This is a genomic window from Streptomyces sp. NPDC048441 (assembly GCF_043200235.1).
In the GTDB taxonomy this organism is placed as follows: domain Bacteria; phylum Actinomycetota; class Actinomycetes; order Streptomycetales; family Streptomycetaceae; genus Streptomyces.
The window spans coordinates 679,275-691,392 of sequence record NZ_JBICXM010000003.1 but is presented as its reverse complement, the minus strand read 5'-3'; the positions used below and the strand labels follow the sequence as shown (position 1 = coordinate 691,392).

Genomic DNA, 12,118 nt, shown 5'->3' with positions numbered 1-12,118 from the left:
TGTTTCTTTTATACTGTGTTTCTGTGTTTCGTTCTTGCGTTTCCGACTCTATCAGACTCTTTCGTGTCCGATTTCCTCGGTGCCTTTCCGGTTCCCGCTCCGGCCTTTCGACTTTCGCGTTTCCCTTTCCGGCGAGCCCGACTCTACCAGATCCTTTCGGGCCTGATTCCCAGTCAGCGGGGCTTGTCTTCCCGGCTGTTGGGCCGTTCCGACGAGTGAGACTTTAGCGGAATCCTCGCTCCCGACCTAATCGGGGCGTTCTTTCGAACGCGGATTCCTCATTTCGCAAATGCGCATGAAAACGAGCTGATGACGGGTCATCGGAGATGACACGGCTTCGATCGTTTGAATGGTTCTTGCGGAATGGCTGCCCGGGGACCGACCAGGGGTCGACGCTCACGTCGGGCAACTCGGAGAACACTACGTACGGGCTCAGGGCGTGTCAACCCGGGTACAGGCTGCCCTCTGAGAGCTACTGTAGGAGGCGTGACTACGCATGCGCACACCCAGCTGTGGTGGGCCGCCTGACGGCGGCCGTACATACGCATGTACTCAACGGCCGCCGACTCGGCGGCCGTTTCTTGTTTCTCCCCCTGGAGGATCCGGACCCGGTCGTCGGGCCGGCGGGTCTGATCAGGAGGCGGAGAGATGACGAGGATCTTCAGCGGGATCAAGCCGACAGGGCATCTGACCCTGGGGAACTACCTGGGCGCCGTACGCCAGTGGGCAGAAGTTGATCAGCACCGCGCCGAGTCGCTGTTCAGCATCGTCGATCTGCATGCCCTGACCGTGGATCACGATCCCGGTCGGGTGCGCAGGCTCAGTCGGCAGGCGGCGACGCTGTTGCTTGCGTCGGGGATCGATCCGGAGCGGGCCACCGTGTTCGTCCAGAGTCATGTGGACGAACACGCCCGGCTCTCGTATCTGCTCGAGTGCGTCGCGACGGACGGCGAGATGCGGCGGATGGTGCAGTACAAGGAGAAGTCCGCGCGGGAGCGGGCCCGGGGCGGCAGTGTGCGGCTCTCGCTGCTCACCTATCCCGTGCTGATGGCGGCGGACATCCTCGCGTACGGGGCGGACCAGGTGCCGGTCGGGGACGACCAGGTGCAGCACGTCGAGCTCACCCGGGATCTGGCGGTGCGGTTCAACCAGCGGTACGGCCATACGTTCGTGGTGCCGCGGGCCACGTATCCGAAGGTGGCGGCCAGAGTCATGGATCTGCAGGATCCGACGTCGAAGATGGGGAAGTCCGGCGATGCCGGGGCGGGGATCGTCTATCTGCTCGACGAGCCGGACGTGGTGCGGAAGAAGATCATGCGCGCTGTCACCGACAGCGGGAGCGAGGTCGAGTACGACCGCGAGGCCAAGCCGGGGATCTCGAATCTGCTGGAGATCCTCGCGTCTTGTGAGGATGGGAACCCAGAGAGCTTGGGCGGTGCGTATGAATCGTACGGAGCTTTGAAGAAGGACACCGCTGACGCCGTGGTGGAGGTGCTCAGGCCCATGCAGGAGAAGCACAAGGAGCTGGTTGCCGATCCCGCGTATGTGGAGGAGGTGTTGCGGCAGGGCGCCGAGCGGGCCAGGGAGATGGCGAAGCCCACGGTGGACATCGCCTATCGCGCGATCGGTCTGCTGCCGCCGGTGAACGAGGCCGGGTAGGGGGAGAGGAAGAGAGGGCCGGGGGCCACACGCCCCCGGCGGCGGGGTCAGGTGTTGTTGCCGGAGGCCAGTTCGCGGCTGCGGTCGCGGGCGGCTTCGAGGGCGGCGATGAGGGCTGCTCGTACGCCGTGGTTCTCGAGTTCGCGGATGGCGTTGATGGTGGTGCCTGCCGGGGACGTGACGTTCTCGCGGAGCTTGACCGGGTGTTCGCCGCTGTCGCGGAGCATCACGGCTGCGCCGATCGCGGCCTGGACGATCAGGTCGTGGGCCTTGTCGCGGGGCAGGCCGAGGAGGATGCCCGCGTCGGTCATGGCCTCGACCAGGTAGAAGAAGTACGCCGGTCCTGAGCCGGAGAGGGCCGTGCAGGCGTCCTGCTGCGTCTCGGGAACGCGCAGGGTCTTGCCGACGGCGCCGAAGATCGCCTCGGCGTGGGCGAGGTGGGCGGCTGTGGCCTTGCTGCCCGCGGAGATGACGGACATGCCTTCGTCCACGAGGACCGGGGTGTTGGGCATGACGCGGACGACAGGGGTGCCGTCGGCGAGGCGTTCCTCGATGAAGGAGGTGGTGATGCCGGCGGCGGCGCTGATGACCAGGCGGTCGGGGGCGACGTGCGGGGCGAGCTCGTCGAGGAGGCGGCCCATGTCCTGCGGCTTGACGGCGAGGATGAGGGTGTCGGCCTGCTTGGCGGCTTCGGCGTTGCTGACGGGGTCGACGCCGTAGCGGGTGCGGAGTTCCGCGGCGCGCTCGGAGCGGCGGGTGGTGACCAGGAGGTCGGCGGGGGCCCAGCCGGCCCGGATCATTCCGCTGAGGAGGGCTTCGCCGATCTTGCCGGTGCCGAGGACTGCGACGGGCTGGGGCATGTGTGGGTCACCCTCCGGGTGCGGTTCTGCGGGGGTCGTTCTGGTCTGGTCATCCTCGCATTGGTGGGTCAGGCCGTGCGGCGGCGGAGGGTGGCGGCGCCCAGGGCGAGGACGAGTACGGCACAGGCGGCGACGATGACGGCGTCGCGTACGAAGTCGCCGGTGATGGAGGGGTTGCGGAGGACCTCGTTCATGCCGTCGACGGCGTACGACATGGGGAGGACGTTCGAGATCGATTCGAGGACGGGCTGCATCTGGTCGCGCGGGGTGAACAGGCCGCAGAGGAGGAGCTGGGGGAAGATCACGGCCGGCATGAACTGGACGGCCTGGTACTCGGAGGCCGCGAAGGCGGAGACGAAGAGGCCCAGTGCCGTGCCGAGCAGGGCGTCGAGGAGGGCGACCAGGAGCAGCAGCCAGGCGGAGCCTGTGACGTCGAGGCCGAGGGCCCACAGGGCGAGGCCGGTGGCGAGGATGGACTGGATGACGGCGAGGAAGCCGAAGGCGAGGGCGTAGCCCGCGATGAGGTCGCCCTTGGCGAGGGGCATCGCGAGGAGGCGTTCGAGGGTGCCGGATGTGCGTTCGCGGAGGGTGGCGATGGAGGTCACCAGGAACATCGTGATGAGGGGGAAGATGCCGAGGAGCGAGGCGCCGATGGAGTCGAAGGTCGCCGGGCTGCCATCGAACACGTAGCGCAGGAGCAGCAGCATCACGCAGGGGACGAGCAGCATCAGCGCGATGGAGCGGGGGTCGTGGCGGAGCTGCCGCAGGACGCGGGCCGCGGTGGCGAGGGTGCGGTGGGCGTTCATCGGGGGCTCCTGGTGGGGGTCTCGGGGCCGGTGCTGTGCCGGCCTGCGTTTGCCTCGTCCACCAGGCGGAGGAAGGCCTCTTCGACGGTTGCGCGGGCTGTGCGGGTGCGCAGGGCATCCGGGGTGTCGTCGGCCAGGATTTCGCCTTCGCGCATGAGGAGGAGGCGGTGGCAGCGTTCGGCCTCGTCCATGACGTGCGAGGAGACGAGGATCGTGGCGCCCCGGTCGGCGGCGATGGTGTGGAAGAGGTTCCACAGGTCGCGGCGGAGTACGGGGTCGAGGCCGACGGTGGGTTCGTCGAGCACGAGGAGTTCCGGGGCGCCGAGCAGGGCTACGGCGAGGGAGACGCGGCTGCGTTGTCCTCCGGAGAGGTTGCCCGCGAGGGAGTCGGCGTGGGTCGTCAGGTCGACGTCGGTGATGGCTCGGTCGACGTGGTCGTGGCGGCGTTGGGCGGCGGGGCCGCGGCCGGGGTCGAGGACGGCGGCGAAGTAGTCCAGGTTCTGGCGGACGGTCAGGTCGTCGTAGACGGAGGGGTCCTGGGTGACGTAGCCGATGCGGGAGCGGAGGCTGGGTGATCCGGCCGGCTGGTCCAGGACCTTCAGGGTGCCGGTGACCTTGGCCTGGGTACCGACCGCTGCGCGCATGAGGGTGGATTTGCCGCAGCCTGAGGGGCCGAGGAGTCCGGTGATCTGTCCCTTCGGGACGGTGAAGTCCAGGGAGCGGAGGACGGTGCGGGGGCCTCGGACGACGGTCAGGTTCCTCGCCTCGATGGCGGGCGGCGCGAGAATATTCATCATGTGATGATTATGGCGCCTTCGGCGCTGGGGGCGTCAAGGGGGGACGCGCTCGTGGGGGCGTGGCGTGGCGTCGCTGCCGCGCGGGTGCGGGTGCGGGTGCGGGTGGCTCAGGCGTCGGGGCGGGTTGCTACCAGCAAGTCGACGACGTAGCTCTCCTCGACTATTCCGTCCGGGAAGACCTTCAAGAGCTCTGCGCGCTCCTGCGTGAGGAACGCGGCTGTGCGTTCGACGCCCAGGACCAGGAAGGCGGAGTGGCTGCCGAGGTTGGCCAGGTGGGTGTCGAGGGGGATGCGGCGGCTCCAGCGGACCCGGTCGCGCCTGAAGGCAAGACGTTCCGTCAGGTCCGCGGTCCGGTCGCCGGTTCCATGGGCGCCGTCGCCTGCTGCCAGGTAGCGCTTGATCCGGGCGTTCTGCTCGGCGAGCCAGGGCAGGGCGTGATCCGTGATGTTCCACCACAGGGCGAGCGCGCCGCCTGGGCGCAGCACGCGCAGGGCCTCCGGGACGGAGCGTTCCTGGTGCGTCCAGTGCCAGGCCTGGGCGTAGGTGAGGAAGTCGGCCGAGCCGTCCGCGAACGGCAGCCTGTCGCCGTCGCCCCGCACGAGGGGCGCGGTCGGCAGCGTACGGCGGAACTCCCGCGCCATCCCCTCCCCCGGCTCCACCCCGACGACCCGCGCGCCACGGTCGGCGAGGAGGGCGGTCGCGATCCCCGTGCCCGCGCCGACGTCGATCACTCGCGCGCCGGCGAGGGACCGCCCGGCCAGCTTCTCGACGGCGTCGAAGAGGGCGGACGGATAGGAGGGGCGGTTCGCCGCGTACTGAGCGGCGGCTTCGTTGAAGGAGTGCGCACGGCGCGACAGGGTCGGCGGGGTCGGCGGGGTTGTAGTCATGCGGTTCGCGGTCGTGCGGTTCGCAGTCATGCGGTTCATCCTCTCCCCGCGGCCCCGGACGCCGTCACCCCTTGAAGCGCAGGTTGAAGCGCAGGTTGAAGCGCGGGGTGAGGCTCAGGGCTTCCTCTTCTTCTTCCGGGAGGGGTTGCCCGTCCGCCGTGACGTGCGCTTCGCGTACTGCTCGCACGCCTCCTCGTACTCCTCGCGGTGGAGCTTCTCGCCGGGGGCCTCCGTGAGGGCGCGGAAGAAGTGCGCGAGGAGTGCGCCGACGAAGCCGATGGTCATGAGGCCGCGCATCGACGACTGGGACGCGGGGTCGTGGCGGCGGGTGAACCCCTCCCAGGTGCGCCGGAAGGCGATCGCGCTACAGATCGAGAACATGATGAGGACCAGGAAGTTCACGAACGTGCCTACGGACGCGACCGCCATGCCCTCGTACGCGAAACGCAGCACGAAGCAGCCTGCCGCGGCTGCGAGCAGCGACCCGGCGGCGACACCGGCGCGGCGCGCGCCGTAGCCGGTGAGGCCACCCCGGTGGTCGACCCACGTCGTGCCGAAGAAGCGGATGGGCTCGGGCTGCGGGCCGGGAGGCGTCGCACCCGCGGCCGCGGAGGGCGTCGCACCTGTGACGGCGGGAGGCGTCGCGTCCGTGGCTTCGGGGGTGCTGGAATCTTCACTCACACGTCGAGTTTCGCTCACCCGTCGAGTATGGCGGGCGCGCCCTATTCGTCCCCCGCCTTGCCCTGCCGTACCACCCGGCCGCTAGTTTGTGTGGCAGGACGGATAAACAGGGGCCACAGACAAGCAGGGGACAGAGAGGTCGTGGGAAGTGTCGCTCCGCGGAGGTGACCCGGCTGAGATCGGCGGCTACCCGCTCGAGGCGCGCCTCGGCTCTGGCGGCATGGGCACGGTCTATCTGGGGCGTACGGCTTCGGGGCGCCCCGTCGCGATCAAGCTGATCCATCAGCAGTACGCGGGGGACGAGGAGTTCCGCATCCGCTTCCGGCAGGAGGTGGCGGCGGCTCGGCGGGTGAGCGGCGCGTTCACCGCCGCCGTGGTCGACGCCGATCCCGAGGCCGAGCACCCGTGGATGGCGACGTCCTATATAGAGGGGCACACCCTCGCCCAGCACATCGCCAAGAAGGGCCCGCTGACCGGCGCTGACCTGCGCACGCTCGCCATCGGTCTGACGGAGGCGCTGCGTGACATCCACCGCGTGGGCGTCGTCCACCGCGACCTGAAGCCGTCCAATGTCGTGCTCTCGCCCGAGGGCCCGCGCGTCATCGACTTCGGCATCTCGCGCGCCGCCGACCAGCAGACGCTGACCATGACGGGGCGGGTCATCGGTACGCCGCCGTTCATGTCGCCGGAGCAGTTGCAGGCGCCGCGTGGGGTCGGGCCTCGGTCCGACGTCTTCTCGCTGGGTACGTTGCTGGTGTACGCGGCGACGGGGCAGGGGCCGTTCGATGCGGACAGCCCTTATATGTCGGCGTACCAAGTGGTGCATGAGGCGCCCTCGTTGGGCGCTGTGCCGGGTGCGTTGCGGGCGGTCGTCGAGCCGTGCCTCGCGAAGAATCCGGAGGAGCGGCCGTCCGCCGACGAGCTTCTTGTGCGGTTGCGGGATCTGCCGACGGAGCTGGGGGGTGCGGTCGGCTCCGGGGCGGGCGGTGGTGGTCGTACACGGGATACGGATACCCAGCATCACCGTGTCGGGGTCGATGACACGGGCAGTGGCGTGAGTGGTGGCGCTGGCACGGGCGATCCGGCGGTTACGAAGCCCGGGGGCACTCTCATAGGGCGGCAGCTGCGCCGCCGCTGGCGCCCGGTGCTTGCCGCCGCCGTCGCCGTGGCCGCGATCGGCGGCGGTGTCGCGGCCGTGACGTCCAGTACGTCCGACGGGCCGGACGGCGGCCCCGGAAACGGCGGCACGGACCGCAGGGTCGCGGCGGCCGCCGAGCTGCCGACCGGGTTCGAGCCGTGGCGGAAGACGGTGCCGGGCGGCCGCAAGGACATCCCGGACGAGCTCCGGTGCGTGGCCCGCAAGGACGCCGTGTTCTGTGGGGGCGGTGGCGTCGTCGCGACCCGGATCAGGCCCGCCGACGGCTCCCGTGTCTGGAAGGAGAACAGCCCCGGCGTTCCCGTCCAGGGCATGCACCTGGTGGGCGCCACGCAGGACACGGTCCTCGGCTACCGCTTCGCCGCCGAGGACCGACCGCAGGACCCCCAGACCGAAGTGGTGGCCATCGACGCGGACTCGGGCACCGAGCTGTGGTCCGAGCCGTCCGGCGCCCAGTCGATGGCCGTCACGGGCCGCTCGCGCGACGCCGTGGTGTTCGGCTCCACCGTCGTCACGGTCGACGCGGCCAACTCACGCTTCGAGGCCAGGGACGCGCACAGCGGCAGGGTCGTCTGGAAGACGCCGTTCCCGACGGGCTCCAAGTGCGCCCCGGTCCCCGCGGGCCCACGGCTGTACGCGATGTGCGCGCCGGACGCCGAGTTCGCCGCGACCGAGGTGCGCAGCCAGAGTCTGCGCGCCGTCGACCGCTCATCGGGGACGCTGGGCGAGGCCGTCGCCGTCAAGGGGCCCGCCGTGCCGATGGGCGTCGCCGCCGGCGATCTCGTACTCCTTCATCAGCGCATGGAGGGGCCGGCCGCGGTCGGCTTCGACGGGGTGTCGCGGGTCGACCCGGTCTCGCGGAAGGTGTCGTACACGCGGCTTGCGAAGACGTACGCGGGAACGCCCGGCATGGCCGGCGGCACCCTCTATGTGAGCGGGCAGACCGGTCTCGTCACCGCGATCGACCCCGCGACCGCCAGGAAGAAGTGGTCGCGGCAGACGAACGTGGAGGGCGCTTCGGGGCCTGTGGCGGGTCCCGCGGCGGGCGGTGGGGCGAACGGTGGGGCGCTGTACCTCAGCTCGGCCACCGGCCGGGTCGTGGCGCTTTCGCCGCGGGACGGCCATCCGCTGTGGACGACGGATCCCCGGGCCGAGGGCCTGACGGGCGAGTCGGGCGCCAGTGCGCGGGTGACTGTCGCGGGGCGTGCGGTGGTGGTGGCCGCGGCCAAGAACACGGTGTTCGCGTTCGACGCGACGAAGCCGCCGAAGTCCGGGTGAACTTCGGCGGCTTCGTCCGCCTCTTGCCTGTGTAGCTCAGCAGCGGGGTGCCACGTAGCCGTCGCTTCCCGTGCGGACGTACGTGTCCGAGACGTATCGGCCGCTTCCGATGCGGTCCCAGAGCTTCGAGGTGCCGGTCGGGCCCGTGACCTTCTCGCCCGGCTTCTGGCAGTGGATCGTCACTCGGGTTCCTGCCGAGAGGCGGCCGACCTTGCCGTACGACGTGCCGGGTCCTGAGCGGACGTTGACGTCCGCGGCGATCGGGTACGTTTTCGCCGCCGCGGCCTCGATGGCTTCCGCGGACTCCGGTGCTATGACGTTGTCGCTCATGCTTCTCTCCCCCATGAAGCGGTGGCCTGGGGCCACCCTTTGGCATGTTCGTCACTGGGGAGACGCGGGGGTGGGGTGGGGTGGTTGCGGTGGTTGGTTCACTTTCCCCAACCCTGCCCCTTCCCGAATCTTCCGGCTCCGCCGGGCTCCTGGCTCGGTCGATCACCGGCTCCGCCGAGTTCGTCCTCAATCGCCGGACAGGCTCAAAATACCTAGCCCAGCTTCGACACGTCCCGCACCGCGCCGCGGTCCGCGCTCGTGGCCATCGCCGCGTATGCCCGCAGCGCCGCCGAGACCTTGCGTTCGCGGGACTTGGGGGCGTAGACGCCGCCCAGGGCCTCGCGGCGGCGGGTCAGTTCCGTGTCGTCGACGAGGAGTTCGATGCCTCGGTTCGGGATGTCGATGCGGATGCGGTCGCCGTCCTCGACCAGGGCGATCGTGCCGCCGGATGCCGCCTCGGGGGACGCGTGGCCGATCGACAGGCCCGATGTGCCGCCGGAGAAGCGGCCGTCCGTGACCAGGGCGCAGACCTTGCCGAGGCCGCGGCCCTTCAGGAAGGACGTGGGGTAGAGCATCTCCTGCATACCGGGGCCGCCCTTGGGGCCCTCGTAGCGGATGACGACCACGTCGCCCGGCTTCACCTGCTTCTTGAGGATCTTGTCGACGGCCTCTTCCTGCGAATCGCAGACCACCGCGGGGCCCTCGAACGTCCAGATCGACTCGTCGACGCCCGCCGTCTTCACGACGCAGCCGTCCACCGCGATGTTGCCCTTGAGGACCGCGAGGCCACCGTCCTCCGAGTACGCGTGGGCCGCGTCCCTGATGCAGCCGCCCGCGGCGTCCGTGTCCAGGGTGTCCCAGCGCTTCGACTGCGAGAAGGCGGTCGCCGAGCGCTCGCAGCCGGGGGCCGCGTGCCACAGTTCGACCGCTTCGGCGGAGGGCGAACCGCCGCGCACGTCCCACGCGTCGAGCCAGTCCTTGATGGACTTGGAGTGGACCGTGTGCACGTCCTCGTTCAGGAGGCCACCGCGGTACAGCTCGCCGAGGATCGCGGGGATGCCGCCCGCGCGGTGGATGTCCTCCATGTAGTACGTGCCGCCGGGTGCCACGTTCGGGGCGACCTTGGCCAGGCAGGGGACGCGGCGCGAGACGGCGTCCATGTCGGCCAGGGTGTACTCGAGTTCCGCTTCCTGCGCTGCCGCCAGCAGGTGCAGGATCGTGTTCGTGGAGCCGCCCATGGAGATGTCGAGCGCCATGGCGTTGTCGAAGGCGGCGCGCGTGGCGATGTTGCGCGGCAGGACCGACTCGTCGTCGCCGTCGTAATAGCGCTTGGTGATCTCGACGACCGTTTCGCCCGCCCGCTCGTACAGCGCCTTGCGGGCGGTGTGCGTGGCGAGCACCGAGCCGTTGCCGGGGAGGGAGAGGCCGATGGCCTCGGTCAGGCAGTTCATGGAGTTGGCCGTGAACATGCCGGAACAGCTGCCGCAGGTCGGGCAGGCGTTCTCCTCGATGCGGAGGATGTCCTCGTCCGAGACGCTCTCGTCGACCGCGTCGCTGATCGCGTTGACCAGGTCCAGTTTCCGGACCGTGCCGTCGACCAGCGTGGCCTTGCCCGCCTCCATCGGTCCGCCGGAGACGAAGACCGTCGGGATGTTGAGGCGCAGGGCCGCGTTCAACATGCCGGGGGTGATCTTGTCGCAGTTGGAGATGCAGATCAGGGCGTCGGCGCAGTGCGCCTCCACCATGTACTCCACCGAGTCCGCGATCAGGTCGCGGGAGGGCAGCGAGTACAGCATTCCGCCGTGGCCCATCGCGATGCCGTCGTCGACGGCGATCGTGTTGAACTCGCGCGGGATGCCGCCCGCCGCCGTGATCGCCTCGGAGACGATCCGGCCGACCGGCTGGAGGTGGGTGTGGCCGGGCACGAACTCGGTGAAGGAGTTGGCTACGGCGATGATCGGCTTCCGCCCGATGTCCGCGCCGGGTACACCGGAGGCGCGCATAAGAGCGCGTGCCCCCGCCATGTTTCGGCCGTGGGTGACTGTGCGGGACCTGAGCTCGGGCATCGTCGCTCGCTCCTTCAGGGACTCAGAGACATAAGAATCGACTGTTCTCGAGCGTACGCCGACGCTCCACGATCTGGACAGGCTGTCCGGATGGCGGAACAGTCGTCTCGGAGAGCGGCTGCCCGCCCCATCCCTCAGGGCCCGGTCAGATGCCCCTGCACCACCGGCGCGAGCCGCGCGATGATCACCTCCGGGTCCGCCGAAGCCAGCGGCTCCACCTGGATCACGTACCGCAGCATCGCCGTACCCACGAGCTGCGCGGCGGCCAGTTCCGCCCGCAGTTCCGCGTCCGGCTGGTCGATGCGGCGCGCCATCCTGCTCAGGAGCTGCGCCCCGATGAGGCGGCGGAAGACGGCCGCCGCGGTGTCGTTGTTCACCGCCGAGCGCACGATCGCGAGGAGGGGGACGCGGGTCGCGGGGTTCTCCCAGACACCGAAGACGAAGCGGGTCAGACGCTCGCCAACGCTGTCGAGCGGGCCGTCCTCGATCGCCGCCGGTGCGTCGAGGGCGGGCGCGAAGGCCACCTCGATCGCCGACGCGAAAACCTGCTCCTTCGTACCGAAGTAGTGGTGTACCAGCGCCGAGTCCACCCCGGCGGCCTTGGCGATCCCGCGTACGGAGGTCTTCTCGTACCCACGCGCGGAGAACTCGGCGCGGGCCGCTTCCAGGATGCGGTCCCGCATCGCAGGGCCCTCGGCCGACTCCGTACGAGAAGGACGTCCCCTGCGGCGCGGAGCCGCACCGCCCTGTGGTGCCGATGTCACGAGCGGGGCACCTTCACCGCGGACGCCAGATGGAGCCGCGTATAGGCGAGGGCTTCGGCGAGGTCGGCCTCACGTTCGGCGCTGGACATCGCCCGGCGCGTATTGACCTCGATGACGACGTGCCCGTCGAAGCCGCTCGTCGCGAGGCGCTCCAGGAGCTCGGCGCACGGCTGTGTGCCGCGTCCCGGCACCAGGTGCTCGTCCTTGGCGGAGCCCTTGCCGTCGGCGAGGTGGACGTGCCCGAGGCGGTCGCCCATGCGGTCGATCATCTGCATCGCGTCCGTGCGGGCGGTCGCGGTGTGGCTGAGGTCGACCGTGAAGTGGCGGTAGTCGTCCTTGGTGACGTCCCAGTCGGGGGCGTAGGCGAGCATCTCGCGGTCGCGGTAGCGCCACGGGTACATGTTCTCGACGGCGAACCGGACGTCCGTCTCGTCCGCCATCCGCCAGATGCCCTCTACGAAGTCGTTCGCGTACCCCCGCTGCCAGCGGAAGGGCGGATGCACGACGACGGTCGACGCGCCCAGCTTCTCCGCGGCTGCCTGGGCGCGCTGGAGCTTGATCCAGGGGTCCGTGGACCACACGCGCTGCGTGATCAGGAGGCAGGGCGCGTGGACGGCGAGGATCGGGATCCGGTGGTAGTCGCTCAGCCTGCGCAGGGCCTCGATGTCCTGGCTGACGGGGTCGGTCCAGACCATGACCTCGACGCCGTCGTAACCGAGGCGCGCGGCGATCTCGAAGGCCGTCGCCGTCGACTCCGGATAGACCGAGGCCGTCGACAGGGCGACCTTCGCATCCGGGATGCGCACCACTGGTTCTGCCACGAGGGACAGCGTA

Annotated in this window: 11 protein-coding genes; 2 read left to right on the top strand and 9 right to left on the bottom strand. The window is 69.8% G+C overall.

The annotated features are described in order from the left end of the window. Positions 1-648: 648 nt before the first annotated feature. Positions 649-1,659 (top strand): tryptophan--tRNA ligase, encoded by a 1,011-nt coding sequence (gene trpS, locus ACGFSB_RS11110; protein ID WP_393396994.1) that lies wholly within the window; start codon positions 649-651, stop codon positions 1,657-1,659. Positions 1,660-1,706: 47 nt separating this feature from the next. Here the strand turns inward: trpS and proC are convergent, their stop codons facing one another. The 5 genes from proC to ACGFSB_RS11085 form a co-directional block, all read right to left on the bottom strand. Then, a complete protein-coding gene (proC, locus tag ACGFSB_RS11105; RefSeq protein WP_393396992.1) occupies positions 1,707-2,519 on the bottom strand; it encodes a pyrroline-5-carboxylate reductase in 813 nt (270 codons plus the stop codon). Between the two features lie 68 nt (positions 2,520-2,587). After that, positions 2,588-3,325 (bottom strand): ABC transporter permease, encoded by a 738-nt coding sequence (locus ACGFSB_RS11100; RefSeq protein WP_393396991.1) that lies wholly within the window; start codon positions 3,323-3,325, stop codon positions 2,588-2,590. Then, the gene (locus tag ACGFSB_RS11095; RefSeq protein ID WP_393396989.1) at positions 3,322-4,122 is read right to left on the bottom strand and encodes an ABC transporter ATP-binding protein; all 801 of its coding nucleotides are present in this window, start codon (positions 4,120-4,122) and stop codon (positions 3,322-3,324) included. The genes ACGFSB_RS11100 and ACGFSB_RS11095 overlap by 4 nt, the downstream gene beginning before the upstream one ends. 107 nt (positions 4,123-4,229) lie before the next feature. Next, a complete protein-coding gene (locus tag ACGFSB_RS11090; RefSeq protein ID WP_393397054.1) occupies positions 4,230-5,009 on the bottom strand; it encodes a class I SAM-dependent methyltransferase in 780 nt (259 codons plus the stop codon). Positions 5,010-5,123: 114 nt separating this feature from the next. After that, positions 5,124-5,690, bottom strand: coding sequence for an EamA/RhaT family transporter (locus ACGFSB_RS11085; RefSeq protein WP_393396987.1), 567 nt, complete (start codon positions 5,688-5,690; stop codon positions 5,124-5,126). 148 nt (positions 5,691-5,838) lie between these two features. Here ACGFSB_RS11085 and ACGFSB_RS11080 point away from each other — a divergent pair, with 148 nt between their 5' ends. Further along, positions 5,839-8,124, top strand: coding sequence for a protein kinase (locus ACGFSB_RS11080; RefSeq protein WP_393396985.1), 2,286 nt, complete (start codon positions 5,839-5,841; stop codon positions 8,122-8,124). 36 nt (positions 8,125-8,160) lie between these two features. Here the strand turns inward: ACGFSB_RS11080 and ACGFSB_RS11075 are convergent, their stop codons facing one another. The 4 genes from ACGFSB_RS11075 to ACGFSB_RS11060 all read right to left on the bottom strand — a co-directional run bounded on the left by ACGFSB_RS11075 (position 8,161) and on the right by ACGFSB_RS11060 (position 12,105). Further along, positions 8,161-8,454 (bottom strand): SH3 domain-containing protein, encoded by a 294-nt coding sequence (locus tag ACGFSB_RS11075; protein ID WP_393396983.1) that lies wholly within the window; start codon positions 8,452-8,454, stop codon positions 8,161-8,163. Positions 8,455-8,666: 212 nt separating this feature from the next. Next, positions 8,667-10,520 (bottom strand): dihydroxy-acid dehydratase, encoded by a 1,854-nt coding sequence (ilvD, locus tag ACGFSB_RS11070; protein ID WP_393396981.1) that lies wholly within the window; start codon positions 10,518-10,520, stop codon positions 8,667-8,669. Positions 10,521-10,654: 134 nt separating this feature from the next. Next, positions 10,655-11,284: a TetR family transcriptional regulator gene (locus tag ACGFSB_RS11065; protein ID WP_393396979.1), complete on the bottom strand. Its 630-nt coding sequence runs from the start codon at positions 11,282-11,284 to the stop codon at positions 10,655-10,657. Beyond that, positions 11,281-12,105, bottom strand: coding sequence for a sugar phosphate isomerase/epimerase family protein (locus ACGFSB_RS11060; RefSeq protein ID WP_393396977.1), 825 nt, complete (start codon positions 12,103-12,105; stop codon positions 11,281-11,283). Before ACGFSB_RS11060 ends, ACGFSB_RS11065 begins: the two co-directional genes overlap by 4 nt. Positions 12,106-12,118 lie beyond the last annotated feature (13 nt).

Bases quoted from the DNA above. Each gene is read 5' to 3' on its own strand.
- trpS (WP_393396994.1), top strand. From the start codon at position 649: ATGACGAGGATCTTCAGCGGGATCAAGCCGACAGGGCATCTGACCCTG.
- ACGFSB_RS11075 (WP_393396983.1), bottom strand. From the start codon at position 8,454: ATGAGCGACAACGTCATAGCACCGGAGTCCGCGGAAGCCATCGAGGCC.
- ACGFSB_RS11100 (WP_393396991.1), bottom strand. From the start codon at position 3,325: ATGAACGCCCACCGCACCCTCGCCACCGCGGCCCGCGTCCTGCGGCAG.
- ACGFSB_RS11095 (WP_393396989.1), bottom strand. From the start codon at position 4,122: ATGATGAATATTCTCGCGCCGCCCGCCATCGAGGCGAGGAACCTGACC.
- proC (WP_393396992.1), bottom strand. From the start codon at position 2,519: ATGCCCCAGCCCGTCGCAGTCCTCGGCACCGGCAAGATCGGCGAAGCC.
- ACGFSB_RS11090 (WP_393397054.1), bottom strand. From the start codon at position 5,009: ATGACTACAACCCCGCCGACCCCGCCGACCCTGTCGCGCCGTGCGCAC.
- ilvD (WP_393396981.1), bottom strand. From the start codon at position 10,520: ATGCCCGAGCTCAGGTCCCGCACAGTCACCCACGGCCGAAACATGGCG.